We start from the raw sequence: 25,315 nt of genomic DNA on the forward strand, positions 1-25,315 counted from the left end.
GCCGACGCCTGGGCCCGTGCGCCTCGCCACGGGCCTGGCCGCGCCCGCACCGGGCTGGACCGTCCAGGCCGACGTCGTCGTCGTGGGCTCGGGGATCGCCGGGCTCACTGCCGCGCTGCGGCTGCGCACGCGCGTGCCGCGCGTGCTCCTCGTGACCAAGGGCGTCCTGGCGTCCGGCTCGACCGTGTGGGCGCAGGGCGGCATCGCCGCCGCGCTCGACCCCGACGACTCGCCTGCCGCGCACCTCGCCGACACCCTCACGGCGGGCGCGGGCCTGTGCGACCCGACCGCCGTCGAGGTGCTCGTGACCGAGGGGCCGGCGCGCGTGCGCGAGCTCGTCGCGCTCGGCGCGAACTTCGACACGGACGACGACGGCTCGATCTCGCTCACGCGCGAGGGCGGCCACGGCGCGGACCGCATCGTGCACGCGGGCGGCGACGCCACGGGCGCGGAGATCTCGCGCGCGCTCGTCGCGCAGCTCGACGCCGTGCGCAACGACCCCGGCATCGAGGTGATCGAGCACGCCCTGGTCCTGGACCTGCTCACGGCCGCGCCGGACGCGGACGGCCGGCCCGGTCCGGTGTGCGGCGTGACGCTGCACGTCATCGGCGAGGGCAGCCGCGACGGCGTGGGCGCGGCCCTCGGCCGGGCGGTCGTGCTCGCGACGGGCGGCATCGGCCAGGTGTTCCAGTCCTCGACCAACCCCGCGCAGGCGACCGGCGACGGCCTCGCGGCGGCGCTCCGGGCCGGTGCGGCGGTGGCCGACGTCGAGTTCGTGCAGTTCCACCCGACCGTGCTGTGGCTCGGGGCCGGGGTGAAGGGCCAGCTCGCGCTCGTCTCCGAGGCCGTGCGCGGCGAGGGCGCGATGCTCCTCGACACGAACGGCGTGCGGTTCATGCCCGACGTGCACCCGCTCGCGGAGCTCGCGCCGCGCGACGTCGTCGCCCACGCCATCGTGCGGCAGATGGCCGCGACGGGCTCGGACCACGTGCTGCTGGACGCGCGCCACCTCGGCGCCGACTTCCTGCGCGCACGCTTCCCGACGATCCACGAGCGGCTGCTCGCGGAGGGCATCGACCTGACGACCGGCCTGGTGCCCGTGGCGCCCGCGCAGCACTACCACTCGGGCGGTGTGGTGACCGACCTGCGCGGCCGCGCGACCGTCGAGGGCCTCTACGCGACCGGCGAGGTCGCGTGCACGGGCGTGCACGGCGCCAACCGCCTCGCGTCCAACTCCCTGCTCGAGGGCCTCGTGTACGCGCACCGCGTGGCGCAGGACATCACGGCGCGCGTGGCCGACGGCGACCTGCCCCAGCGCGAGCCGGTCGAGCGCGCGGGTGCGACCGGGCTCGTCGCGGCCGCCGCGCGCAGCCGCGTGCAGCAGATCGCGCAGCGCGGCCCAGGCGTCATCCGGACGGGGGAGGGGCTCGCGGCCGCGCTCGACGCGCTCGCCGCCGTGCCCACGCGGGCCCACGAGGAGCCGGGCGTGGTGGCCGCTCCCCAGACGGCGGAGTGGGAGACGACGAACCTGCACACGGTCGCGACCCTGCTCTCGGCCGCCGCTCTCGAGCGCACCGAGAGCCGGGGCGGACACTTCCGTCAGGACGTGCCGGAGCAGGACCCGGCCTGGCTGCGGCGGGTCGTGCTGCGCCTTGACCCGGACGGGACGCTCGACGTGACGCACGGCGCGCTGCTCGCCGCACCCGACGCGGCACCGGACGCGTCGCCCGTCGGGGTGACGGTCTAGGAGCCGCCGCCGCGCAGGCCCGGCCAGGACCCGCCGTGGAGGGCGGCACCGAGCGCACCGTGCAGGTCGGTGTTCCAGCCGAGGTCCGGGGCGGTCCACACCTGCTCGTCGAGCTCGACGGGGTCCGGCTCGCCCCAGAAGCGCGACCACACGCGGCCCGCCTCGGCGAGCACGGCCGCGGCCGGCTCGGCCAGCCCGAGCGCAGGCGCCGCCTCGAGGAAGGGCCGGTGGCGAGCACGGCCGGCGTGGTGCGCGTCGTCGTCGTACCCGGCCTGGTGCGTCCAGACCGTGAACAGGTCCGTCGTGGAGAGCGGGAACACCGTGCGCACGGCGGCCAGGTCGACCAGGGCACCCGCGACGAGGTTCGGCCACTGCCTCGGTGCGTACGAGCCCGACGTCATGCGCAGCGCCGTGCGGAGCACGGACATCGTGTGCCCGCACACGACGGCGTGCAGCCGCCCGCCCGCAGGCTGGAAGAGGCCGCCCGGGCGCAGCGCGCTCACGGCGCGGTCGATCTCGGTCACGCGGGCCCTGACGACCGGGCGCTCGCCGCGGTGCCAGGCGCCGAGGTGGTCGAACGCCCCGGTCGCCCACGTCCGGTAGCGCGCGGTCAGGTCCGGCTCGTCACGGACGCGGCCGTACTCGTCGATGCCGCGCAGCCACACCGGCACGAGCGTGCGCGCCCAGCCCAGCGTCGCGCCGCGCACGTCGGCCGGGTCGCGTGCGGCCAGGGCGTCGACGACGTCGCCGCTGTCGAAGGCCGTCATGCGCCGCCCACCTCGCGAGCTCAGACGACCGGGTGGCCCGCCGCGCGCCACGCGCCCGTGCCGCCCGCGACGTTCGCGACGTCGTACCCCTGCTGGCCGAGCCACGCGGTGACTTGGGCCGAGCGGCCCCCGACCTCGCAGATGACGAAGACCTCGCCCGGGAGCGACGTGACCTCGTCGACGCGCTCGACGAACTCGCTCAGGGGGATGTTCACGGCGCCCGGGACGTGCCCGGACTCGAACTCGTGCGTCTCGCGCACGTCCACGACGGTCGCACGCGGCGCAGCCGGGTCGGAGGTCGCGCGTGCGAGGGCGTCGTGCAGGGTCGGGATGTCGATCTCGCGCATGGCCGTCCTCGGTGCGGGGGCCCGCGGTGCGGGCGGTGGGGGTGCTCTGCGCCGACCGTACCCGCCCGCGGCGCGGGCGGTGCGGCTACCGTGGCGCGCGTGGACATCCCCGGACTCCCCACCCTGGTCACGGTCGCGCTCGACGAGGACCTCGGCCCGGCGCCGGGCCGCGACGTGACGACGCAGGCGACGATCCCCGCCGACGCCACCGGCACTGCCCACCTCGTGGCCCGGGCCGACGGCGTCGTCGCGGGGCTGCCCGCGGTCGCCGAGGTGCTGACGCAGGTGGCCGACCGCCTCGGCCTCGCCGCGCCCGCGGTGGACCTCCGCGTCGCCGACGGCGCACGTGTGCAGCGCGACGACGTCGTCGCCGAGCTCACCGGCCCGGTGCAGGTGCTGCTCGTCGCCGAGCGGACGCTGCTCAACCTCGTCTGCCGCGCCTCGGGCGTCGCGACGCACACCCGGCGCTGGGCGGACGCCCTGCTGGGCACGGGTGCCACCGTGCTCGACACCCGCAAGACGACGCCCGGGCTGCGCGCGCTCGAGAAGTACGCCGTGCGCGCGGGCGGGGGCGAGAACAAGCGGATGGGCCTCTACGACGTCGCCATGGTGAAGGACAACCACGTCGTCGCGGCCGGGTCGATCGCGGCCGCGGTCGCGGCCGTGCGGACGCGGTTCCCGGACGTCGAGATCCAGGTCGAGGCGGACACGCCCGCCCAGGCGATGGAGGCCGTCGACGCGGGGGCGCGGTTCCTGCTGCTCGACAACATGGCGCCGCCCGTGCTCGCGGAGGTCGTGGCGGCCGTCCGCGCGCGCGAGCCCGAGACCGGACGCGTCGTGCTCGAGGCGACCGGCAACCTCACGATCCAGGTCGCGGCGGAGGTCGCGGGGACGGGTGTGGACCACCTCTCGGTAGGCGGCCTCACGCACTCGTCGCCGATCCTCGACCTCGCGCTCGACCTCGTAGGATCGCCCGGTGACCTCCCCGGCTGACAGCGCGCCCGCCCCCGACGTCGAGACGTCGGAGGACCTCCCCGAGCAGATGCGCGTCCGCCGCGAGAAGCGTGACCGGATCCTCGCCGAGGGCGGCGAGGCCTACCCGGTCGGCGTGCCCGTGACGACGACGGTCGCGCAGGTCCGCGCCGAGCACGCCGGCCTCGAGGCCGGTGAGGAGACGGACGTCGAGGTCGGCGTCGCCGCCCGCGTCGTCTACCTGCGCACCACCGGGAAGCTGTGCTTCGTCACGCTCCAGGACGGCGAGGGCAACCGGCTCCAGGCGATGCTCAGCCAGGCCGTGGTGGGGGAGGAGTCGCTCGCGCGGTTCAAGGCCGACGTCGACCTCGGCGACCACCTGTTCGTGCACGGTCGCGTCATCAGCTCGCGGCGCGGCGAGCTGAGCGTGTTCGCGGACGACTGGCGGATCGCTGCGAAGGCGCTGCGCCCGCTGCCGGTGCTGCACAAGGAGCTGTCGGAGGAGGCGCGCGTCCGCCGGCGCTACGTCGACCTCGTCGTGCGCCCCCAGGCCCGGGACACCGCGCGGCTGCGCGCCGCCGTCGTGCGCTCGCTGCGGGAGAACTTCCACCGGCGCGGGTACCTCGAGATCGAGACGCCCATGCTGCAGGTGGTCCAGGGCGGGGCGACGGCGCGGCCGTTCACGACGCACATGAACGCGTTCGACCTCGACGTCGTGCTGCGCATCGCGCCCGAGCTGTTCCTCAAGCGCGCCGTCGTGGGTGGGATCGAGCGGGTCTTCGAGATCAACCGGAGCTTCCGCAACGAGGGCGCCGACGCGACGCACTCGCCCGAGTTCGCCACCCTCGAGGCGTACGAGGCCTACGGCGACTACGACACCATGGCCGAGCTCACGCGCGACCTCGTCCAGACCGCCGCGCTCGACACGCTCGGTACGACGACGGTCACGCTCGCCGACGGCACGGAGTACGACCTCGGCGGTGAGTGGACGGCGCTGAGCCTCTACGGCTCGTTGTCCGAGGCGATCGGCGAGGAGATCACGCCGCAGACGCCGGTGGACCGCCTCATGACGCTCGTCGAGAAGTTCGACCTCCAGGTCGACCGCGCGCGGATGAACCACGGAAAGCTCGTCGAGGAGCTGTGGGAGCACCACGTGGGTGACCACCTGCACGCACCGACATTCGTGCGCGACTTCCCGGTCGACACGAGCCCGTTGACCCGGGACCACCGTTCGGTCCCCGGCGCCGTCGAGAAGTGGGACCTGTACATCCGCGGCACCGAGACGGCGACGGCCTACTCCGAGCTGGTCGACCCGGTCATCCAGCGGCAGCGTTTCGAGGCGCAGGCCCGGCTCGCCGCGGCGGGCGACGACGAGGCGATGCGCCTGGACGAGGACTTCCTCGAGGCGATGGAGTTCGCGATGCCGCCCGCCGGTGGCATGGGCATGGGGATCGACCGGCTGCTCATGGCGCTCACGGGCCTGAACATCCGCGAGACGATCCTGTTCCCGCTGGTCAAGCCGCTCTCCTGACGCAGCGCGACGGGCCACGCGCGCGGCGGACGTAGAATTCCCGTGTGCATCCCGCAGCCCAGGTCGCCGCAGCGCTGATCCCGTCGATCGGGGTCGGTGCGGTGTTCTGGTTCGCCATGCGGGCGATCATCCAGGCGGACCGCAGGGAACGGCAGGCCGTCGCGCGTCTCGACGCCGAGGCGCGGAAGTCGGACGCCGCCAAGGATTGACCGCGGAATTTCCCTGCGTTCTCGTGACGAATTCCGTGCGGCGCGGGCGGATCGCGATAGTGTGCGAACATCTCGTCCCCCAGTCGGAAAAGAGAATGTGATGGCACAGAAGGTCCAGGTGGTCCTCGTCGACGACCTCGACGGCGGCGAGGCGGAAGAGACGGTCTCCTTCGCGCTCGACGGCGTCTCGTACGAGATCGACCTCAGCGCCGAGAATGCCGCGAAGCTCCGTGACTCTTTCGCGCAGTGGGTCGGCCACGGCCGCCGCGTGGGTGGACGCAGCCGCAGCGGCGGCGGTGCACGTCGCTCGGGCGGCTCCTCCTCGGGCTCCGGCCGCGCCTCGGCCGGTCAGAGCCAGGAGATCCGCGAGTGGGCGCGTGCGAACGGCTACACGGTCAACGAGCGCGGGCGCATCCCCGCCGAGGTCAAGGCGGCGTTCGACGCCCGCTGACGCCTCCCGCACCGCACGCACGAGGGCCCGCCTGCACGAGCAGGCGGGCCCTCGTCGTCGGTCGGTCGAACCGGCGGGATCAGGCGCCGGGGCGGCGTGCGGTGAGCTCGCGGACCGCGGCGTACTGCTCGCGCACCACCGGGGTGGCGGCCGCCGTGAAGACCTCGGCGGGCGCGCCGGCCCACGCCGGTGCCTCGGTCGCCCCCGAACGGGCCGCGAGCACCCAGGCGGCCTGCCGCGCGGCGCCGTCGGCCACGTACTCGCCGGCCTGCGGGACCGTGACGTCGAGCCCGAGCACGGCGGGCGCGATCCGGCGGACGGCCTCGGACTGCGCCCCGCCGCCGATGAGCTGCACGCGCTCGACGGGCACGCCCTGGGCGCGCAGAGCGTCGAGGCCGTCGGCGAGCGCGCAGAGCATGCCCTCGACGGCGGCCCGCGCGAGGTGCGCGGGCGTCGTGTTGGTCAGGCGCATGCCGTGCAGCGCGCCGGTCGCGTCCGGCCGGTTGGGCGTCCGCTCGCCCTCGAGGTAGGGCACGAGGACGAGGCCGTCGGCCCCCGCGGGCGCCGAGAGCGCGAGGGCGCTCAGGCCGGCGTGGTCGACGCCGAGCATGCGCGCGGCGGCGTCGAGCACGCGCGACGCGTTGAGGGTGCAGGCGAGCGGGAGGTACGCGCCCGTGGCGTCGGCGAAGCCGGTGACGAGGCCGGACGCGTCCGCCGTGGGCTGCGCCGAGATCGCCGAGACGACGCCCGACGTGCCGATCGAGATCGCCACGTCGCCGGGGCGCATGCCGAGCCCGAGCGCGGCCGCGGCGTTGTCGCCGGCCCCCGGCCCGAGGAGCAGCGTCGAGCCGTCCGGTCGCACCAGCTCGTGCGCGACGTCCGACGGCGCGACGACGCGCGGCAGGACGGCGTCGTGCCCGAGCGCGAGCGTGAGCAGGTCACGCCGGTAGTCCTCGGTGAAGGGCGACCAGTAGCCCGTGCCGGACGCGTCGGAGCGGTCGGTCGTGAGGCGCTCCAGCGCACCGGTGCCGGGCCCGTGGCCCGCGAGGCGCCACGTCAGCCAGTCGTGGGGGAGTGCGACGGCGGCGACCCGCGCGGCGTTCTCCGGCTCGGCGTCGCGCAGCCACCGCAGCTTGGTCACGGTCAACGACGCGACGGGCACGGACCCGATCGCCTGGGCCCAGGTGGCGGCGCCGCCGTCGGCGGGCGTGTCCTCCGCGGCCGAGCCGCCGAGCTCGGCGATGAGGTCGAGCGCGGCCTGCGCGGAGCGCGTGTCGTTCCACAGGAGCGCGTCGCGGACGACCGCGCCGTCGGCGTCGAGCGCGACCATGCCGTGCTGCTGACCGCCGACGGACAGCGCGGCGACGTCGTCCAGGCCGCCCGCGGGCTCGAGCGCCGTGCCGAGCGCGTCCCACCAGTGGCGCGGGTCGACCTCGGTGCCGTCGGGGTGGCTCGCGCGGCCCGAGCGCACGAGGGCGCCCGTCTCCGCGTCGCGCACGACGACCTTGCAGGACTGGGTGGACGAGTCCACCCCGGCGACGAGCGCCATCGCTTCTCCTCGGGGTTGGGGTTTCACGGGTCAGGCCCCGGAGCCGCGTGCGCGGTCTCCGGGGCCTGACGGGTGGGCTCGGCTCAGCGGGCGCCGAGCGCGTGCTCGAGCGCGAGCTGGTTGAGGCGCACGAAGTGGAAGCCGCGCGAGGCGACCTCGTCGACGTCGACGTCCTCGTACGCGGAGCGGTCCGCGAGGAAGGCCTCGAGGGTCTCGCCCTCGTCGAGCGTGGGCTTGGCCAGGTCGAGCACGCCGGACGCCTCGAGCGCCTCCTGGACCTCGGGGTCCGCGCGGAACGCCTGCGCGCGCTCCTTGAGCAGGATGTACGTCGCCATGTTGGCGGCCGCCGAGTCCCACACGCCCTGGATGTCCTCGGTGCGCGAGGGCTTGTAGTCGAAGTGGACCGGGCCGTCGTAGCGCGGGCCGCCGCCCGGGAAGCCGTTCTCGAGCAGGTCGACGGTCGCGAACGCCGAGAACAGGTCGCCGTGGCCGAAGACGAGGTCCTGGTCGTACTTGATGGAGCGCTGGCCGTTGAGGTCGATGTGGAAGAGCTTCTCGGCCCACAACGCGAGGGCGATGCCCTGCGTGTAGTTGAGGCCCGCCATCTGCTCGTGGCCGACCTCGGGGTTGAGGCCGACGATGTCGCCGTTCTCGAGGCGCGCGATGAGGGCGAGCGCGTGGCCGATGGTCGGCAGGAGGATGTCGCCGCGGGGCTCGTTCGGCTTGGGCTCGAGCGCGATGCGCAGGCCGTAGCCCTTGTCCTTGATGTAGCCGGCGACGGTGTCGATGCCCTCGGCGTAGCGCTGGTGGGCCGCCCACAGGTCCTTCGAGGCGTCGTACTCGGCGCCCTCGCGGCCGCCCCACATGACGAACGTGTCGGCGCCCAGCTCGGCGGCGAGGTCGACGTTGCGCAGGATCTTGCGCAGCGCGTAGCGGCGCACGCGGCGGTCGTTCGAGGTGAACGCGCCGTCCTTGAACATCGGGTGCGCGAACGTGTCGGTCGTGACCATCTCGACCTTGATGCCGGTCTCGGCCAGCGCGCCCTTGAAGCGGTCGAGGATCGCGTCGCGCTCGCTGCCCTGCGTGCCGAACGGCACGACGTCGTCGTCGTGGAACGTCACGTACGACGCGCCGAGCTCGGCGAGGCGGTGCACGGACTCGACCGGGTCCAGGTCGGGGCGCGTCGCGGCGCCGAACTGGTCCCGGGCGGCCCAGCCGACGGTCCACAGACCGAACGAGAACCTGTCCTCGGGGGTGGGCTTGCGGACCATCAGACGTCTCCTCGGTGAGAACGGTCGGGGAGTGGACCCCGATTTGTTGTGTGGCTAAACATATGGCCCGGACGTCGGTAGGGTCAAGGCATGACGGACCCGACGACCGGTGCGAGCACCCGCTCGGGCAACGGTGCGCGCCCGGCCCTGCGACCGGGGCGCCGGTCCGAGGCGGTGGCCCGTCAGCACAGCCTGCGCCAGCACAACCTCGGTGTCGCGCTGCGCCACGTCCTCGACGCGCCGACGCCCGTCTCGCGAGCGGACATCGCGGGCGCCACGGGGCTGACGCGCGCGACCGTCTCGGCCCTCGTCGACCGGCTCCTGGCCCTCGACCTCGTCACCGAGCTCGAGCCCGTCGCGTCGCAGCGCGCGGGGCGTCCCGCGGTGCCGCTGGTCCCGGCGCGGGGGACGGTCGCCGCGGTCGGCATGGAGGTCAACGTCGACTACCTCGGCGTCCGTGCGGTCGACCTCGCCGGCGAGGTGGTCGCCGAGCACGTCGAGCACGGGGACTTCCGCGGCAGCGTGCCCGACGTCGTCCTCGACCGCCTCGCGGGCCTCGCCGGGCAGGTGGTCGCGCGGCTCTCCGCCGACGGCGTCGCGCTCGCGGGGGCGGCGCTCGCGCTGCCCGGTCTGGTCGACGACGTCACTGGCCCGCTGCGGACCGCGCCGAACCTCGGCTGGCGCGACGCGGACGTCGTCGGCCTGCTCACGCAGCACCCGGTGCTCGCGGGGCTGCCTCCGCGGCTCGGCAACGAGGCCAACCTCGCGGCCGGCGCCGAGGCCCGGGCACGTCGGCTCACGGGCCCGTCGAGCTTCGTCTACGTCTCGGGCGAGGTCGGCGTCGGCGGCGCGATCGTGCTCGACGGTCAGATCTTCGGCGGCCGGCACGGGTGGAGCGGCGAGATCGGCCACACGTCCCTCGGCACGGCGGGCGCGTTCGACGAGGGCGGTTCGCTCGAGAGCTACGCCGGCCAGGACGCGATCCTGCGGCGCGCGGGCCTCGACCGGGCGGAGCCGCTCGAGAGCCTGCTGGCCGCCGCGCAGGCGGCCGACCCGGCCGCGGTCGAGGCGCTCCGCGTCGCCGGCGCCGCGCTCGGTGTCGCCCTCGCCAACGTCGTCAACGTCGTCGACGTCGAGCAGGTCGTGCTGGGCGGGATCTACGCGGAGCTCGCACCGCACCTGGCCGGCGCCGTGAGCGAGCAGCTCGGCCGGCGCGTCATCTCGGCCGCGTGGTCGAGCGTCGAGGTCAGCGTCGCGCAGGCAGGCCGGTACCCCGCGATGACGGGCGGTGCGCTCTCGGTCCTGCAGGCGCTCGTCGACGACCCGGCCGGCTGGGCGGGCGAGGATGCCGTCGTGCCCGTCCCGGCCGAGGTCTGACGCCCGCGGCTCGCCCGATCCGGTGAACTTCCCGCCGCCGCGCACGCCGGCCGGTGGACGCCGCACGTGCCCCGGTCATATGTTCATCGCGGCAACAAAATGCGCCGGCCGTGCTGCGGTCGGCGCGCCAGGACGGCACCCGACCTGCTCGGTCTCCGCTCGGACGCGGGTGGGCGGGTGCCGTCCGCGCCGCCCCCGTCACCTAGGCTCGCGTGCCGTGACCTCCAGCCCCGCGGCCCCCGCGACCACGCACCGCCTCTGGGTCGGGACCTACCCGGTGGGCGGCCCGGGTGTCGCCCCGGGCGGCGGCGAGGGCGTCTGGCGGGTCGAGCTGGAGCCCGCGACCGGCGAGCTGCGCGGCCACCTCGCGGCCGCCACCCCGACGCCGTCGTTCCTGGCGCTCGCGCCGGACGGGCGCACCCTCTACGCGGCCGGCGAGTCGGACGAGGGGTCCCTCACGGCGTTCGCCGTCGGCCCGGACGGGTCGTTGACGCGCCGGCACGCCGTGAGCAGCGACGGCGGCTGGCCCTGCCACCTGCTCGTGGACCCGGCCGGTCGCGCGCTCTACGCGACCAATTACGGGACCGGCTCGCTCGTCGTCGTCCCGCTCGCGGCCGACGGCGGCTTCACGGACGACGTCGTCGCGGCCGGGGTGCCCGCGCAGACGTTCGGCCACACCGGGTCGGGGCCGCGCGAGGACCGTCAGGAGGGGCCGCACGCGCACTCGAGCGTCCTCGTGCCGGGCGGCCTGCTGCTCGTGGCCGACCTGGGCACGGACGAGCTCCGGCGCTTCCGGGTGCAGCCCGACGGGCTCCTCGCCGAGGACGGCGTCGCGCACCGCCTGCCCGCCGGCACCGGCCCGCGGCACGTCGCCGTCGGTGCGGCCGGCGACGTTCTCTACGTCGTCGGGGAGCTCGGCGCGACGCTGCACGTGCTCGCGTGGGACGCCGCCACGGGGACGGCACGCGAGCTGCAGCAGCTGCCCGCGTGCGCCGTGCCGCCCGTCCCGGGCGAGGCCGTGTACCCGGCGCACGTGGTGCTCGACGGCGATCGGGTGCTCGTCAGCGTCCGGGGCGCCGACGTCCTGGCGACCTTCGCCGTGCGACCCGACGGACGGCTCGACCACGTGGCGGACGTGGCGGTCGGCGGGTCGTGGCCGCGGCACTTCGCGGTGGTCGACGGCTGGGCCGTCGTCGCGGGGCAGCACGGCGCACGGGTCACCGCGCTCGCCCTCGACGGCGCCCGCGCGGGCGAGGTGGTCGCGTCCTTCGACGTGCCCCAGCCGGCCTGCGTGCTGCCCGGCTGACGGGCTCGGGGCGCGAGCAGCGCCCGGACGCGGGATCATTGACCCTGGTCGCACCCCGCAGGGTGCGTCGTCCGGCGGACCGGACGGCACAGACACAGGGCCTCGGGGGTACGGCCCCAGGGAGACAGGCACGGGAGCACACGGTGAGCGCGTCATGAGGTCGGACCCGCGCGTCGCGATGCTCTCGGTCCACACGTCCCCGCTCGACCAGCCCGGGACGGGCGACGCAGGTGGCATGAACGTCTACGTGACCGACCTGGCCCGCGCGCTCGCTCGCCGCGGCGCCGAGGTCGAGATCTTCACGCGCGCGACGTCGTCCGACCAGCCCGACGTCGTGCCGCTCGACGACGGGGTCCTCGTGCGGCACGTGCCCGCCGGCCCCTACGAGGGGCTCGACAAGACCGAGCTGCCCGGGCAGCTGTGCGCCTTCACCGCCGGCGTGCTGCGCACCGAGGCCGGCCGCTCGCCCGGCTGGTACGACGTCGTCCACTCGCACTACTGGCTGTCCGGTCAGGTGGGCTGGCTCGCGGCGGACCGCTGGGCCGTGCCGCTCGTCCACACGATGCACACGCTCGCCAAGGTCAAGAACGCCGCGCTGGCGCCGGGGGACTCGCCCGAGCCGGTCGGTCGCGTGATCGGGGAGGAGCAGGTCGTCGCGGCCGCCGACGCCCTGGTCGCGAGCACGGCCGAGGAGGCGGGCGACCTCATCGAGCTGTACGACGCCGAGCCGGACGCCGTGCACGTCGTCGCGCCGGGCGTGGACCTCGAGCTGTTCGGGCCCGACGACGCCCCGGGGGCGGGCGCGGGCGGGCGGCGGGAGGCGCAGCTCCGCGCGCGGCGCGAGGTCGGCCTGCCGGAGCGCGAGCACGTCGTGCTCTTCGCCGGCCGGGTGCAGCCGCTCAAGGCCCCCGACGTCCTGGTCCGCGCCCTCGCCGAGCTGCGCGACCGCGGCCTCCCGGTGCCGCTGCTCGTGGTGCTCGGCGGTGCGAGCGGCGGGCAGTGCGCCGTGCACGACCTCCAGGCCCTCGCGGCGCGGCTCGGCGTGGCCGACCGCGTCGTCCTGCGCCCGCCCGTGGCGCGCTCGGAGCTCGGGCGCTGGTACCGCGCGGCCGACGTCGTCGCCGTGCCCTCGCGCAGCGAGTCATTCGGCCTCGTCGCGGCCGAGGCGCAGGCCTGCGGCACGCCCGTCGTGGCGGCGGGCGTCGGCGGGCTGCGGACCGTCGTCGTCGACGGCGTCACGGGCGTCCTCGTGCGCGGTCACGACCCGCTGGACTGGGCGCGGACCCTCGCCGACCTGCTGGCCGACCCCGCGCGTCGCGAGCTGCTCGGTGCGGGCGCGCGCCGCCACGCGCGCGGGCTCGGGTGGGACGCCGCGGCGGCCGCGATGCTCAAGGTCTACGAGCTGGCCGAGGACCGGCGCGCCTGACGACCGGCTCCGGGCGTCGCGCCGGCCGGACCGCGGCGGCGACCCCGAGAGCCGCTGCCGTCTGGTGGACGGACGTCCCGGGGTGCGTCCTACGGCCGTGCGGCAGGATGGACGCATGACCTACACCCTTGTCCTGCTCCGCCACGGCGAGAGCGAGTGGAACGCCAAGAACCTGTTCACCGGCTGGGTCGACGTCCCGCTGTCCGAGAAGGGCGTGGCCGAGGCGAAGCGCGGCGGCACGCTGCTCACCGACGCGGGCGTGCTGCCCGACGTCGTGCACACGTCGCTGCTGCGCCGCGCGATCACGACCGCGAACCTCGCGCTCGACGCGGCGGACCGGCACTGGATCCCGGTCAAGCGGAGCTGGCGGCTCAACGAGCGCCACTACGGCGCGCTGCAGGGCAAGGACAAGAAGCAGACGCTCGCCGAGTTCGGCGAGGAGCAGTTCATGCTCTGGCGCCGCTCGTACGACACGCCGCCGCCGGAGATCGAGCTGGGCTCGGAGTACTCGCAGGACGCCGACCCGCGCTACGCCGGTGAGCCGACCGTCCGCACCGAGTGCCTCAAGGACGTGCTCGAGCGCGCGCTGCCGTACTGGGAGAGCGCGATCGTCTCCGACCTGCGGGAGCGCAAGACCGTGCTCGTCGCGGCCCACGGCAACTCGATCCGCGCGATCGTCAAGTACCTCGACGACATCGACGACGAGACCATCGCGGGCATCAACATCCCGACGGGCATCCCGCTGCGCTACGAGCTCGACGAGGACACGCTGAAGCCGGTGACGCGCGGCGGCCAGTACCTCGACCCCGAGGCCGCCGCCGAGGCGATCAAGGCGGTCGCGAACCAGGGCCGCTGACGCACCTCCGCACGACCCCGACGGTCCGCCACCCCCTCCGGGTGGCGGACCGTCGCACGTCCACCCCGGTCCACCCCCGGTCCGCCGCCCCGCGGGTGGCGGACCGTCGCACTCCACCCCCGGTCCGCCGCAACACGGGTGGCGGACCGTCGCACGTCCCCCGGTCCGCCGGCGTGGCGGGCGGAGCCGTCGGTGCGGCCGATGTGACGCGTGTGACCGCTGTGGCTGGAGCGACATGACCCGAGCTTCACCAGCCACACCGATCACATCGCCCGCACTGACGGCGCGGGTGGGCGACACGCGCGGCCGGCGCGAGGAGCGAGGGAGGCGCGGGGGAGGCGGGGGAGGCGGGAAGCGCGCGGGGTGCGGCGGGGGTTGGGACGGTCATGAGCACCGACGACACCGCCCAGCACCCGGCGACGCAGCGCCTCGACCCCGACGGGTCGCAGGTCCACGAGCTTCGGCTCGTGATGACCGTCCAGGACTTCGACGCAGCGGTGGCGCTCTACCGCGACACGCTCGGGCTGCCGCAGGCGGCCGACTTCAGCGGCGAGCAGGGGCGCGTCGTCCTGCTCGAGGCGGGTCGCGCCACCATCGAGCTCGTCGACGCCGACCAGGCCGCCTACATCGACGACGTCGAGGTCGGGCGTCGGGTCGCCGGCACGCTCCGCGTCGCGCTCGGCGTGCACGACGCGGCGCGCGCGACGGGGGACCTCACCGCCGGCGGTGCGACGGTGGTCGCCGAGCCGACGCGCACGCCGTGGGACTCGCTCAACGCGCGGCTGGACACGCCCGACGGCGTCCACGTCACGGTCTTCGTGGACGCCCCCGCCGACGCCCGCTGAGGTCAGGCGCCGCGCTCGTCGGCGAAGTCGCCCGTGACCAGGTAGACGACGCGCCGCGCGACGGCGACGCCGTGGTCCCCGAAGCGCTCGAAGTAGCGCGCGCACAGCGTGACGTCGACCGTCTCCTGCGCGGTGAGCGGGCCCGCCCCGCTGTGCGCGCCGCCGACGGTCCCGCCGAGCGTCGCGCCGAACGTCTGGGCGTGCAGCCGGTCGAGCACGTCGTCGGCGCGCTCGATCTCGGCGGCCTGCTCGAGGTCGTACGAGGCGAGCACCTCGGTCACGCGCTGCGACACCGCGACGGCGCCCTGGTGCATCTCGGTGAACGTCCCGCGCAGGGCCTCGGGCACGGCGGTCGCGGGGTAGCGCAGGCGCGCCACCTCGGCGATGTGCCGGGCGAGGTCGCCCATCCGCTCGAGCGACGCGCTCATGCGCAGCGCGGAGACGACGACGCGCAGGTCGCGCGCGACCGGCTGCTGCTGCGCGATGAGCAGCACGCACCGCTCGTCGAGGTCGCGCTCGATCGCGTCGATCGTGTGGTCGTCGGCGATGACGGTCTCGGCGAGCGGCAGGTCCGCCGTGAGCAGGGCGGTCCCGGCGGACGCGATCGCCGACTCGACCAGCCGGCTCATCGCCGTGAGGTCCTCGCCCAGTGCCGCCAGCTCGGCCGTGAAGATGTCCCGCATGCCCGTCCTGTCCGTCCCGCGTGCACGAGGCCGTGCGCGCTCCAGCCGCGACGGTCGCAGGCGGAGGTGAACGGTCGGCCACCCCGAGGTGAACATCAGCCGGACGCCCGCTGCACGGGGCGCCCGTCGTCGAGCGGGCGGCACGGCCGACCGTAGGGTGAGCGCGTGATCGACGGGATGACGGCCCTGGTCGCGGGGCTCCTGGGCCTCGCTGTGGGCCTCGCCGCTGCCCTCGCCTTCCGGGTGAGCGAGCGCGAGCAGCGCGCCGTGACGACCGCGCCGAGCGACGGCCTCGAGGAGGGCGCCGCCGCGGTGCTCGCGGTGCTGCGGTCGGCCGCCGTGGTCGCGACGCGCGACGGCGCCGTCGTGCGCGCGAGCGCCGCCGCCCATGCGTTCGGGCTCGTCCGCAGCGACCGCGTCGAGCACGACGACGTCCGCACGCTCCTGGACGCCGTCGCGCGCGACGGCGAGATCCGCGACGCCGAGCTCGAGCTGCCCCGCGGCCCGCTCGGGTCGGGGACCGTGCTGCTCCAGCTGCGCGTCGCGCCCCTCGGGATCCGCCACGTGCTGGTCCTCGCGGAGGACCGCACCGAGGCGCGCCGGGTCGAGGCGATCCGCCGCGACTTCGTCGTCAACGTGTCGCACGAGCTCAAGACGCCCGTCGGGGCGCTCGCGCTGCTCGCCGAGACGGTCGAGCAGGCCGCCGAGGACCCCGAGGCCGTGCGGCGCTTCGCGGGGCGGATCCAGACCGAGTCCACGCGCCTGTCCCACCTCGTGCAGGAGATCATCGAGCTCTCCCGGCTCCAGGTGGAGGACCCGCTCGGCCAGGCGCGGGCCGTGCCGCTCGACGACGTCGTCGACGAGGCGGTGGACCGCGCCCGCACCGGTGCCGCGGCCAAGGAGATCGTGCTCGAGTCGGGTGGGGACCGGGGCGCGCTCGTCTGGGGCGACCACGACCTGCTCGTCACCGCCGTGCGGAACCTGCTCGACAACGCGATCGCGTACTCGGACCCGGGCACCCGCATCGCGGTCGGCACGACGGTCCGGCGCGACGACGGCCTCGTGGAGGTCGCCGTCGTCGACCAGGGCATCGGGATCCCGGCCGACCTCCAGGAGCGCCTCTTCGAGCGGTTCTACCGGGTCGACGAGGCACGGTCGCGGGACACGGGCGGCACGGGGCTCGGGCTGAGCATCGTCAAGCACGTCGCCGCGGACCACGGTGGCGAGGTCACCGTGTGGTCGGAGCCCGGTCAGGGCTCGACGTTCACCATCAGACTCCCGCTGGCGTCCGCCGGCGTGCCGGAAGAAGGAGAAGGCGCATGACGCGCATCCTCGTGGTCGAGGACGAGGAGTCCTACCGCGACCCGCTGTCCTACCTCCTGCGCAAGGAGGGGTTCGACGTCTCGGTCGCCGCGACGGGACCGGAGGCGCTCGACGAGTTCGAGCGCGGGGGAGCGGACCTCGTGCTGCTCGACCTCATGCTCCCGGGGCTGAGCGGCATCGAGGTGTGCCGCCGGCTGCGGCAGACGAGCACCGTCCCCGTGATCATGCTCACGGCCAAGGACAGCGAGATCGACAAGGTCGTGGGCCTGGAGATCGGCGCCGACGACTACGTGACGAAGCCCTACTCGTCGCGCGAGCTCCTCGCCCGGATCCGTGCGGTGCTGCGCCGGCGCACGGAGGCGCCCGAGGCCGCCGACGACGACGCGCTCGAGGTGGGGGGCGTGCAGCTCGACCCCGAGCGGCACACGGTCGTGGTCGACGGGCAGCCCACGGCGTTCCCGCTCAAGGAGTTCGAGCTGCTCGAGTACCTCATGCGCAACGCGGGCCGGGTGCTGACCCGCGGCCAGCTCATCGACCGCGTGTGGGGCTCGGACTACGTCGGGGACACCAAGACGCTCGACGTCCACGTCAAGCGCATCCGCGCCAAGATCGAGGCGGACCCGGGCAACCCGGTGCGCCTGCAGACCGTCCGGGGCCTCGGCTACAAGCTCGCCGACGACTGACGGTCGCAACCGTCCCGTCCTGTTCACCCGGCGTTCACCGGGTACCGGCCGGCCGGTCACCCGCGCTACCTACCGTCCTCGGGTGTCAGGGGCAGACCGCCCCGGGCACCGATCGACAGGACGGAACACAGTGAAGATCGACCGACTCAGCCGGCCGGCGACCGTGGTCGCCATCGGCGCGCTCTCGCTGACCCTCGCAGCGTGCGGCTCGGACAACGCCGTCGGCGGCGCGACCGCCTCGGGCTCGCCCGACACCGAGGAGGTCTCGACCCTCAGCGGACAGCTCGAGGGCGCCGGCGCCAGCTCGCAGGAGTCCGCGATGCAGGCCTGGATCGCCGGGTTCCAGAGCTCCAACCCGGACGTCTCCGTCGCGTACGACCCGGTCGGCTCGGGCGGCGGGCGCACCCAGTTCCTCGAGGGCGGCACGCAGTTCGCCGGCTCGGACGCCGCGCTGGACGAGGAGGAGCTGGCCCAGGCCGCCGAGCGCTGCGTGAGCGGCGAGGCCGCCGAGCTGCCCCTCTACATCTCCCCGATCGCCGTCATCTTCAGCCTCGAGGGCATCGACTCCCTCAACATGTCCCCCGCCACCATCGCCGGGATCTTCGACCAGAAGATCACGACCTGGAACGCCCCGGAGATCGCGGCCGAGAACCCCGACGTCGAGCTCCCTGACCAGCCCATCACGCCGGTCAACCGCTCCGACGAGTCGGGCACGACCGAGAACTTCACGGAGTACCTCTCGGCGACCGCGCCCGAGGCGTGGCCGCACGAGCCGAGCGGCGACTGGCCCGTCTCCGGCGGTCAGTCCGCGCAGGGCACCTCGGGCGTCGTCCAGACGGTGACCGACGGCGACGGCACGATCGGCTACGCCGACGCGTCGAAGGCCGGCTCGCTCGGCACCGTCGCCGTCAAGGTCGGCGAGGCCTACGTGCCGTACTCGCCCGAGGCCGCGGCCGCCGTCGTGGACGCGTCCCCGCGGGCCGAGGGCCGCCCGGACTCGAGCCTCGTGGTCGAGCTGGACCGCACGACGACGGCCGACGGCGCCTACCCGCTGGTCCTCGTCTCCTACTCCCTGGCCTGCACCGAGTACGACGACCCGGCCGACGCCGAGCTCGTCAAGGCGTTCCTCGGGTACGTCGCCAGCGAGGAGGGCCAGACCGCGGCCGCCGAGGCGGCCGGCGCCGCCCCGATCTCCGACGCCCTGCGCGCCGAGGTGGAGGCAGTCGTGGAGTCCATCGCCTGACCGGACGTGAGCACGGTGGCCGGCCCGATCCCGGGCCGGCCACCGCGCGCCGTCCGCCCTCCGACCGCCACCTCCCCGGAGCCCCCGTGAGCAGCAGCACCCCCCGGCTGGTCCGCACCGCCCAGTCCGACCCCGTACCGCCGGCCGCAGATCGCGCCGACCCCACCGGGCCGGCCGACGCCGCCGGGCCGACGACGCCACGCACGACGCCGAACGAGAACGGCGACCCGGGCCGCACCGGCACACGGGCACGGCCCGACGTCGCAGGACGACTCTTCGCCATGACGGCGACGGGTGCGGGCGCCACGATCCTCGTGGTGCTCGCCGCCGTCGCCGTCTTCCTCGTGCTGCGCGCATGGCCCGCGATGACGGCGTCGGCGGAGGAGCTGAGCGAGGGGATCCAATGGTTCCCCGAGGGGCAGACCCTGCTCGGCTTCGTCGGTCCGCTCATCTTCGGCACCGTGCTCGCGGCCGTGATCGCCCTCGTCATCGCCGTGCCGCTCGCCGTCGGGATCGCGCTGTTCACCTCGCACTACGCGCCTCGCCGGATCGCGTCGGGGCTCGGGTACGTGGTCGACCTGCTCGCGGCGATCCCGAGCGTCGTCTACGGCCTGTGGGGCGTCGTGTGGCTCGCACCGCGGCTGTACCCGGTCTGGACCTGGCTCGCCGACAACCTCGGCTGGATCCCGCTCTTCGCAGGACCGGCCAGCCAGCCGCCGCGCACGGTCATGACCGTCGGCGTCGTCCTCGCCGTGATGATCCTGCCGATCATCACGGCGGTCTCGCGCGAGGTGTTCCTCCAGACGCCGCGTCTGCACGAGGAGGCTGCCCTGGCGCTCGGCGCGACGCGGTGGGAGATGGTCCGGATGGCCGTGCTGCCGTTCGGCCGCTCGGGCCTCATCAGCGCGTCGATGCTCGGCCTCGGCCGGGCGCTGGGCGAGACCATGGCGGTCCTGATGATCCTCTCGCCCGGCTTCACGTACGCGTTCGAGCTGCTCCAGGCGGGTCGGCACCAGACCATCGCAGCGAACATCGCGAACCAGTTCCCCGAGGCCAACCCGCTGGGCGTGAGCACTCTCATCGCGACCGGCCTCGCCCTGTTCGTCATCACCCTGGCCGTCAACATGGCCGCGCGCTGGGTCGTCTCCCGGCGCAAGGACTTCTCCGGAGCGAACTGATGGCCACCGCTGCACCGACCACCCCCGCGCCCGGCACCGGCAACGCCTCGACGCGCGCCCTGCTGACGACGGCCGACACCCGCCGCCGCCTCACCGACCGCGCGATGACCGTCGTCGTGTCGCTCGCCTTCGCCATCGCGCTGGTCCCGCTGATCTCGCTCGCCTGGACGGTCGTGAGCAACGGGATCGGCCGCCTCTCGCCGTACTTCCTCACGGTCTCGATGCGCGGCGTCTTCGGCGGCATGGACGCCGGTGGCATCTACCACGCCATCGTCGGGACGGTCCTGGTGACGGGTGCTGCCGCGGTCATCTCCGTGCCGATCGGCATCATGGCGGCCGTGTACCTCGTCGAGTACGGGCGCGGCCCGCTCGCACGTGCCGTGACGTTCTTCGTCGACGTCATGACGGGGATCCCGTCGATCGTCGCGGGCCTGTTCGCCTACGCGCTGTTCGCGGTGTTCTTCGGCCCCGGCGTCCGGTTCGGGCTCGTGGGCGCGGTCGCGCTGTCGGTGCTGATGATCCCCGTCGTCGTGCGCTCGTGCGAGGAGATGCTGCGGCTCGTGCCGAACGAGCTGCGCGAGGCCTCCTACGCGCTGGGGGTCCCGAAGTGGCTCACGGTCGTCAAGGTCGTGCTGCGCACGGCCGTGGGCGGGATCGTCACGGGCGTCATGCTCGCCGTCGCCCGCGTCATCGGCGAGACCGCGCCGCTCCTCGTGACTGTCGGCGTCATCGACTCGATCAACACCAACGTGTTCGAGGGCCGCATGATGACCCTTCCGGTCTACGTCTTCCGGCAGTACGCCCAGGGTCTCGTGCCGTGCACCGAGGGGGCGACCGACTGCATCGCGACGGTCAACATCGACCGCGCCTGGGCCGCCGCCCTCACCCTCATCCTCATCGTCATGGCGCTCAACCTCCTCGCGCGGCTCGTCGCCCGCTGGTTCGCGCCCAAGGCCGGCCACTGAGCCGTCCGCCACCGATCTCTCAGCCCAACCCCGGAAGGACGCCCTCGTGGCACAGCGCATCGACATCAAGGACCTCGACGTCTACTACGGCAGCTTCCGAGCCGTCGCCGACGTCGGCATGACGATCGAGCCGCGGTCGATCACCGCGCTCATCGGCCCCTCCGGGTGCGGCAAGTCGACGTTCCTGCGGACTCTCAACCGCATGCACGAGGTCATCCCGGGCGCTCGCGTCCAGGGCACCGTGCTCATGGACGGGGTCGACCTGTACGGCAGCGGCGTGGACCCCGTCGCCGTGCGGCGCCAGGTCGGCATGGTGTTCCAACGACCCAACCCGTTCCCGACGATGTCGATCGCGGAGAACGTGCTCGCGGGCGTGAAGCTCAACAACCGGCGCATCTCCAAGGGCGACGCGAACGACCTCGTCGAGTCCTCGCTGCGCGGCGCGAACCTGTGGAACGAGGTTAAGGACCGCCTCGACCGCCCGGGCTCGTCCCTGTCCGGCGGCCAGCAGCAGCGCCTGTGCATCGCCCGGGCCATCGCGGTCAAGCCGCAGGTGCTGCTCATGGACGAGCCCTGCTCGGCGCTCGACCCCATCTCGACCCTCGCCATCGAGGACCTCATGGCCGAGCTCAAGGACGACTACACGATCGTCATCGTCACCCACAACATGCAGCAGGCCGCGCGCGTGAGCGACCGCACGGCGTTCTTCACGATCGAGGGGACGGGCAAGCCGGGACGGCTCGTCGAGATGGACGACACCCGGACGATGTTCTCGACGCCGACCCAGCAGGCGACCGAGGACTACATCTCCGGCCGCTTCGGCTGAGCCCTCTCGCCGGGCCGCTCGCGCGTGCCGAGCGGCTCGGTCGAGCCGGGCGTCAGTTCTCGGTGTTGCCGTCCGCGCCCTCGTCGCCGAGCTCGGTGGTCTCCTCGGGCGTCTCGTCGTTCTCGGGCCGCTCGGGTGCCGGCGCGTACTCGCGGTACTCGGGGAGCGTGCCGTCGAGGACCGGGACGCCGGTCGTGGTGCTGCCCGCGTCCGTCGTGACCGTGACGTCGACGTAGGCACCGGCCGGCTCGGACACGCTCTCGACCTCGACCACCTCGCCCTCGGCGCCGCCCATGAGCACCGTGGCGCCCGAGCGGACACGCAGGCTCACGACCTCCTCGCCGCCGACCGTGATCGTCACCCGGGCGTCCTCGCCGTCGTTGGTGACCGATCCGACGACGGTCCCGGGCTCCCCGCCGCCCGCCGAGAGCACGAGGACGTTGCCGAGCCGCAGGTCGCCCACCTCGATGTGGACGCCGTCGGAGGCCTCGTAGTTGGCCTGCGTCGTGATGGGGTTGGTGGCCGAGCAGCCGCTCAGCAGGAGCCCGGCCGCGACGGTCGCGGACGAGACGGCCGTGACGACGGCGCGACGGTGGCGGGTGGTCACACGCTTGCTCACACAGGCTCCTGGGACGCGGCGATCGGTTGGCGGCCAGCCTAGTGGCTGGCCGGTGGACGGGCCCCGCCGCGGGGGTGCGTCCCGGCCGCCACGGGCCCTCGGCGAGGCGCACCCGCCTCTGACCTGCGCAAATGTTCCCCGCGGCCGGTTCGGGGCGGCAAAAGGCATGGTAAGATGGGCATCCGCGAAAGGGGACGCCTCCACATGACCTTCACCGTAGGCGAGACCGTTGTCTACCCGCACCACGGGGCAGCGCTGATCGAAGAGATCAAGACCCGCACCATCCGGGGCGAGGACAAGCTCTACCTCAAGCTCAAGGTCGCTCAGGGTGACCTCACCATCGAGGTCCCGGCGGAGAACGTCGACCTCGTCGGCGTCCGTGACGTCGTCGGGCAGGAGGGTCTCGAGCGCGTCTTCGACGTGCTGCGGGCCCCGTACACCGAGGAGCCGACCAACTGGTCGCGCCGCTACAAGGCGAACCTCGAGAAGCTCGCCTCGGGTGACGTCATCAAGGTGGCCGAGGTCGTCCGCGACCTCTCGCGCCGAGACGCCGACCGCGGCCTGTCCGCCGGCGAGAAGCGCATGCTCGCCAAGGCCCGCCAGATCCTCGTGTCCGAGCTCGCGCTCGCCGAGCACACCGAGGAGGAGAAGGCCGAGGCCATCCTCGACGAGGTGCTCGCGTCCTGACGGCCTCCCGTCCCTGACCGCCCGGTCCTGACCTCGCCTCCGCCGCGTGCGCACCGTCGCGATCCTCACCGCAGCGGGCAGCGGCTCGCGCCTCGGCAGCGACCGCCCGAAGGCGCTCGTCGAGCTGGCCGGTGAGCCGCTCGTCGTCCACGCGGCCCGCGCGCTGCTCTGTGCCGTGGCGCTCGACCGGCTGGTCGTGACCGCTCCGGCGGCGTCCGTCGAGGACGTCGCCGGCGCCCTCGCGACCGTCCGCAGCGGACCCGTCCACGGAGGGGTCCGCTGCGAGGTCGACGTCGTCCCGGGCGGCCCGAGCCGGCAGGCGTCGGTCGCGGCCGGCCTCGCGTCCCTCGGCGACGCGGGCCTCGCCGCCGACGACGTCGTCCTCGTGCACGACGCCGCGCGGCCGCTCGTCGGTCACGCGACCGTCCGCCGGGTGGTGGACGGCGCACGCCGGCACGGGGCCGTCGTCCCCGGCCTGGCGGTCGCGGACACGGTCAAGGTCGTCGACGAGGACGGTCGCGTCACGGGCACGCCCGACCGTCGCACCCTCCGGGCCGTCCAGACCCCGCAGGGCTTCACGTGGGCGGTGCTGAGCCGCGCTCACGAGGCGGGCAGGCACCGCGCCGACGACGAGGCGACGGCGGCGACCGACGACGCCGGCCTCGTCGAGGACCTCGGGCTCCCCGTGCATGTCGTCGTCGGGGACGCGCACGCGCTGAAGATCACGACGACCGCGGACCTCGAGCTGGCCGAGCGCCTGCTGAGCCGCGCGGGTACCGACCGGTGACCGCGTCGTCCGGGCTTCCGGGACCGTCAGGGCTGCCGGGACTGCCGCGCACCGGCATCGGCGTCGACGTGCACGCGTTCGCCGGTCCCGACGAGGAGCGCGAGCTGTGGGTCGCCGGCCTCCACTGGCCGGGCGAGCGCGGCCTCGCCGGTCACTCCGACGCCGACGTCGCCGCGCACGCCGCGGCCGACGCGCTGCTCGCCGCGGCGGGGCTCGGCGACCTCGGGTCGACCTTCGGCACGAGCGACCCGCGCTGGGCCGGGGCCCCGGGTGCCGCGCTCCTCGGCGAGGCCGCGCGCCTCGTCCGGGTGGCGGGCTTCGAGATCGGCAACGTCGCCGTCCAGGTCATCGGCAACCGCCCGCGGCTCGGACCCCGGCGCGCCGAGGCCGAGGCCGCGCTGTCGGCCGCCGTCGGCGCCTCCGTGCACGTCTCCGCGACGACGACCGACGGGCTCGGCCTCACGGGCCGCGGCGAGGGTGTCGCGGCGCTCGCCACGGCGCTCGTGGTGCCGAGCCCCGGCACCTCGGCCTGAGGCCGGCGGCGCACGCTGCCGACCAGCACGCCGCCGACGACGAGCGCACCGAGCGCGAGCTCGAGCGGCTCCGTGCGCTCGCGCAGCACGAGCCCCGCGACCGCGATGCCGACGACCGGCACGAGCATCGAGAACGGGGCCACGCTGCTCGACGGGTTGCGCGCGAGGAGCGTGGTCCACAGCCCGGTGCCGACGACCGTCGCGACGAGCACGGTGTAGGCGAGGCCCAGCAGCGCCGGCCCCGCGGTCGGCGCGTCGAGCGTCGTGAGCGACTGCGTGATCGCCGTGGGGCCCTCGAGCACGAGCGAGAGGGCGAGGAGCGGCAGCACGGGCACGACCGACATCCACGCCATCAGCCGCATCGGGCTGTCGGGCCTGGCCTGACGTGACGCGAGGTTGCCGAGCGCCCAGCCGAGCCCGCCTGCGACGGTGAGCAGCACCGGCAGCAGCGCCGCGCTCCCCCCGACCAGCCCGCGGTGCGCCGCGATGCCCGCGAGCCCCGCGACGGCGAGCAGCACGCCGAGCACCTGGCGGCCGGTGAGGCGCTCGCGGAGCAGCCACGCCGCGAGGACGACCGTGAAGGGCGCGGAGGACTGGAGCACCAGGGAGCTCAGCCCGGCCGGCATGCCCGTCGTCATGGCGAGGTAGAGGAACGCGAACTGAAGCACGCCGAAGCCGACGCCGTAGCCGACGAGCCAGCGCAGCCGCACCCTCGGGCGCGGCACGAGCAGCACGGTCGGCACGGCGATGAGGGCGAACCGCAGGGCCGCGAGGAAGAACGGCGGGAAGTGCTCGAGGGACGCGTGGATCGCGGTGAAGTTCGCACCCCACAGCACGGCGACGACGGCGGCGAGGAGGCGGTCGCGCAGGCTCATGCCTCGATGGTGGGGCTGCCGACCCTGCAGCACCAGCGAATCGTGCTGAAACCACTGTGCAGCCGAACTTCACGGTCGTAGGGTCGCCGCATGGACGCCCGCCAGCTGGAGACGCTCCGCGCCGTGCACGAGCGCGGCGGCGTGACCGCGGCGGCCCGCGCGCTGCACCTCACGCCGTCGGCCGTGTCGCAGCAGCTCGCCGCGCTCCAGCGGCACGCGGGCGTCACGCTCGTCGAGCGCGTCGGCCGGGGCGTCCGGC

At 74.6% G+C, this 25,315-nt stretch carries 26 protein-coding genes and 1 pseudogene; 20 read left to right on the plus strand and 7 right to left on the minus strand.

Annotated elements, in window-relative coordinates; all coding sequences use genetic code 11:
• Nucleotides 1-1,747: L-aspartate oxidase (locus ICW40_RS08415; RefSeq protein ID WP_260458964.1), on the plus strand; the 1,747-nt coding region annotated here is incomplete at its 5' end.
• On the opposite strand, the gene ICW40_RS08420 is transcribed toward ICW40_RS08415, so the two are convergent.
• Together ICW40_RS08420 and ICW40_RS08425 are read right to left on the minus strand one after the other, a co-directional pair.
• Entirely contained in the window at nt 1,744-2,514 is a 771-nt protein-coding gene (locus tag ICW40_RS08420) for a hypothetical protein (RefSeq protein ID WP_221653387.1), read from the minus strand. The genes ICW40_RS08415 and ICW40_RS08420 overlap by 4 nt on opposite strands.
• 20 nt (nt 2,515-2,534) lie before the next feature.
• Nucleotides 2,535-2,861: a rhodanese-like domain-containing protein gene (locus tag ICW40_RS08425; protein WP_221653388.1), complete on the minus strand. Its 327-nt coding sequence runs from the start codon at nt 2,859-2,861 to the stop codon at nt 2,535-2,537.
• A 90-nt stretch (nt 2,862-2,951) separates the two neighbouring features.
• Here ICW40_RS08425 and nadC point away from each other — a divergent pair, with 90 nt between their 5' ends.
• The 4 genes from nadC (at nt 2,952) to ICW40_RS08445 (ending at nt 6,024) form a co-directional block, all read left to right on the plus strand.
• Nucleotides 2,952-3,854 carry a carboxylating nicotinate-nucleotide diphosphorylase gene (nadC, locus tag ICW40_RS08430; protein WP_221653389.1) on the plus strand — a complete coding sequence of 301 codons (903 nt, stop codon included), beginning with the start codon at nt 2,952-2,954 and terminating at the stop codon, nt 3,852-3,854.
• A gap of 49 nt (nt 3,855-3,903) precedes the next feature.
• The gene (gene lysS, locus ICW40_RS08435; RefSeq protein WP_221653407.1) at nt 3,904-5,364 is read left to right on the plus strand and encodes a lysine--tRNA ligase; all 1,461 of its coding nucleotides are present in this window, start codon (nt 3,904-3,906) and stop codon (nt 5,362-5,364) included.
• A gap of 44 nt (nt 5,365-5,408) precedes the next feature.
• Nucleotides 5,409-5,573 (plus strand): hypothetical protein, encoded by a 165-nt coding sequence (locus tag ICW40_RS08440; protein ID WP_221653390.1) that lies wholly within the window; start codon nt 5,409-5,411, stop codon nt 5,571-5,573.
• A gap of 100 nt (nt 5,574-5,673) precedes the next feature.
• Complete coding sequence (locus ICW40_RS08445; RefSeq protein WP_221653391.1) at nt 5,674-6,024, plus strand: histone-like nucleoid-structuring protein Lsr2; 351 nt, start codon at nt 5,674-5,676, stop codon at nt 6,022-6,024.
• Between the two features lie 79 nt (nt 6,025-6,103).
• Here ICW40_RS08445 and xylB read toward each other — a convergent pair whose 3' ends face one another.
• Both xylB and xylA read right to left on the minus strand, forming a co-directional pair.
• Nucleotides 6,104-7,573, minus strand: a complete 1,470-nt coding sequence (gene xylB, locus ICW40_RS08450; RefSeq protein ID WP_221653392.1) for a xylulokinase — start codon at nt 7,571-7,573, stop codon at nt 6,104-6,106.
• An 83-nt stretch (nt 7,574-7,656) separates the two neighbouring features.
• On the minus strand, nt 7,657-8,844 hold the full coding sequence (gene xylA, locus ICW40_RS08455; RefSeq protein WP_221653393.1) for a xylose isomerase: 1,188 nt from the start codon (nt 8,842-8,844) through the stop codon (nt 7,657-7,659).
• A gap of 90 nt (nt 8,845-8,934) precedes the next feature.
• Between xylA and ICW40_RS08460 the strand changes: the two genes are divergently transcribed.
• The 5 genes from ICW40_RS08460 to ICW40_RS08480 all read left to right on the plus strand — a co-directional run bounded on the left by ICW40_RS08460 (nt 8,935) and on the right by ICW40_RS08480 (nt 14,654).
• Nucleotides 8,935-10,221, plus strand: coding sequence for an ROK family transcriptional regulator (locus tag ICW40_RS08460; protein ID WP_221653394.1), 1,287 nt, complete (start codon nt 8,935-8,937; stop codon nt 10,219-10,221).
• 217 nt (nt 10,222-10,438) lie between these two features.
• Nucleotides 10,439-11,527, plus strand: coding sequence for a lactonase family protein (locus ICW40_RS08465; RefSeq protein ID WP_308121712.1), 1,089 nt, complete (start codon nt 10,439-10,441; stop codon nt 11,525-11,527).
• Nucleotides 11,528-11,681: 154 nt separating this feature from the next.
• Nucleotides 11,682-12,953: a D-inositol-3-phosphate glycosyltransferase gene (mshA, locus tag ICW40_RS08470; RefSeq protein WP_221653396.1), complete on the plus strand. Its 1,272-nt coding sequence runs from the start codon at nt 11,682-11,684 to the stop codon at nt 12,951-12,953.
• Nucleotides 12,954-13,068: 115 nt separating this feature from the next.
• Nucleotides 13,069-13,809: a phosphoglyceromutase gene (locus ICW40_RS08475; RefSeq protein WP_221653397.1), complete on the plus strand. Its 741-nt coding sequence runs from the start codon at nt 13,069-13,071 to the stop codon at nt 13,807-13,809.
• Nucleotides 13,810-14,195: 386 nt separating this feature from the next.
• Complete coding sequence (locus ICW40_RS08480; RefSeq protein ID WP_221653398.1) at nt 14,196-14,654, plus strand: VOC family protein; 459 nt, start codon at nt 14,196-14,198, stop codon at nt 14,652-14,654.
• Nucleotides 14,655-14,656: 2 nt separating this feature from the next.
• On the opposite strand, the gene phoU is transcribed toward ICW40_RS08480, so the two are convergent.
• Nucleotides 14,657-15,337: a phosphate signaling complex protein PhoU gene (gene phoU / locus ICW40_RS08485; protein ID WP_221653399.1), complete on the minus strand. Its 681-nt coding sequence runs from the start codon at nt 15,335-15,337 to the stop codon at nt 14,657-14,659.
• Between the two features lie 177 nt (nt 15,338-15,514).
• Between phoU and ICW40_RS08490 the strand changes: the two genes are divergently transcribed.
• The 6 genes from ICW40_RS08490 (at nt 15,515) to pstB (ending at nt 21,555) form a co-directional block, all read left to right on the plus strand.
• A complete protein-coding gene (locus ICW40_RS08490) occupies nt 15,515-16,660 on the plus strand; it encodes a sensor histidine kinase (RefSeq protein ID WP_221653408.1) in 1,146 nt (381 codons plus the stop codon).
• The gene (locus tag ICW40_RS08495; protein WP_221653400.1) at nt 16,657-17,343 is read left to right on the plus strand and encodes a response regulator transcription factor; all 687 of its coding nucleotides are present in this window, start codon (nt 16,657-16,659) and stop codon (nt 17,341-17,343) included. The genes ICW40_RS08490 and ICW40_RS08495 overlap by 4 nt, the downstream gene beginning before the upstream one ends.
• A gap of 130 nt (nt 17,344-17,473) precedes the next feature.
• The gene (gene pstS, locus ICW40_RS08500; RefSeq protein ID WP_221653401.1) at nt 17,474-18,586 is read left to right on the plus strand and encodes a phosphate ABC transporter substrate-binding protein PstS; all 1,113 of its coding nucleotides are present in this window, start codon (nt 17,474-17,476) and stop codon (nt 18,584-18,586) included.
• A gap of 86 nt (nt 18,587-18,672) precedes the next feature.
• Nucleotides 18,673-19,764: a phosphate ABC transporter permease subunit PstC gene (gene pstC / locus ICW40_RS08505; RefSeq protein ID WP_374199140.1), complete on the plus strand. Its 1,092-nt coding sequence runs from the start codon at nt 18,673-18,675 to the stop codon at nt 19,762-19,764.
• Nucleotides 19,764-20,729, plus strand: a complete 966-nt coding sequence (gene pstA / locus ICW40_RS08510; protein WP_221653402.1) for a phosphate ABC transporter permease PstA — start codon at nt 19,764-19,766, stop codon at nt 20,727-20,729. The genes pstC and pstA overlap by 1 nt, the downstream gene beginning before the upstream one ends.
• Before the next feature lie 46 nt (nt 20,730-20,775).
• The gene (gene pstB / locus ICW40_RS08515) at nt 20,776-21,555 is read left to right on the plus strand and encodes a phosphate ABC transporter ATP-binding protein PstB (protein ID WP_221653403.1); all 780 of its coding nucleotides are present in this window, start codon (nt 20,776-20,778) and stop codon (nt 21,553-21,555) included.
• Between the two features lie 52 nt (nt 21,556-21,607).
• Here pstB and ICW40_RS08520 read toward each other — a convergent pair whose 3' ends face one another.
• Nucleotides 21,608-22,174 carry a hypothetical protein gene (locus ICW40_RS08520; RefSeq protein WP_221653404.1) on the minus strand — a complete coding sequence of 189 codons (567 nt, stop codon included), beginning with the start codon at nt 22,172-22,174 and terminating at the stop codon, nt 21,608-21,610.
• Nucleotides 22,175-22,378: 204 nt separating this feature from the next.
• Between ICW40_RS08520 and ICW40_RS08525 the strand changes: the two genes are divergently transcribed.
• Genes ICW40_RS08525 through ispF form a run of 3 tightly spaced genes read left to right on the plus strand, consistent with a single transcriptional unit; the run spans nt 22,379 to nt 24,181 of the window.
• Complete coding sequence (locus ICW40_RS08525) at nt 22,379-22,861, plus strand: CarD family transcriptional regulator (RefSeq protein ID WP_199422771.1); 483 nt, start codon at nt 22,379-22,381, stop codon at nt 22,859-22,861.
• A gap of 46 nt (nt 22,862-22,907) precedes the next feature.
• A complete protein-coding gene (gene ispD / locus ICW40_RS08530) occupies nt 22,908-23,648 on the plus strand; it encodes a 2-C-methyl-D-erythritol 4-phosphate cytidylyltransferase (RefSeq protein ID WP_221653405.1) in 741 nt (246 codons plus the stop codon).
• A 32-nt stretch (nt 23,649-23,680) separates the two neighbouring features.
• Nucleotides 23,681-24,181, plus strand: coding sequence for a 2-C-methyl-D-erythritol 2,4-cyclodiphosphate synthase (gene ispF / locus ICW40_RS08535; RefSeq protein ID WP_221653410.1), 501 nt, complete (start codon nt 23,681-23,683; stop codon nt 24,179-24,181).
• Between the two features lie 80 nt (nt 24,182-24,261).
• Here the strand turns inward: ispF and ICW40_RS08540 are convergent.
• Nucleotides 24,262-25,056, minus strand: a pseudogene (locus tag ICW40_RS08540) (EamA family transporter); the annotation flags it as partial.
• Between the two features lie 90 nt (nt 25,057-25,146).
• Here ICW40_RS08540 and ICW40_RS08545 point away from each other — a divergent pair.
• The coding region (locus ICW40_RS08545) for a helix-turn-helix domain-containing protein (RefSeq protein WP_221653411.1) at nt 25,147-25,315 on the plus strand (169 nt) is incomplete at its 3' end.

Source organism: Actinotalea ferrariae (assembly GCF_019733465.1).
Taxonomy (GTDB): domain Bacteria; phylum Actinomycetota; class Actinomycetes; order Actinomycetales; family Cellulomonadaceae; genus Actinotalea; species Actinotalea ferrariae_A.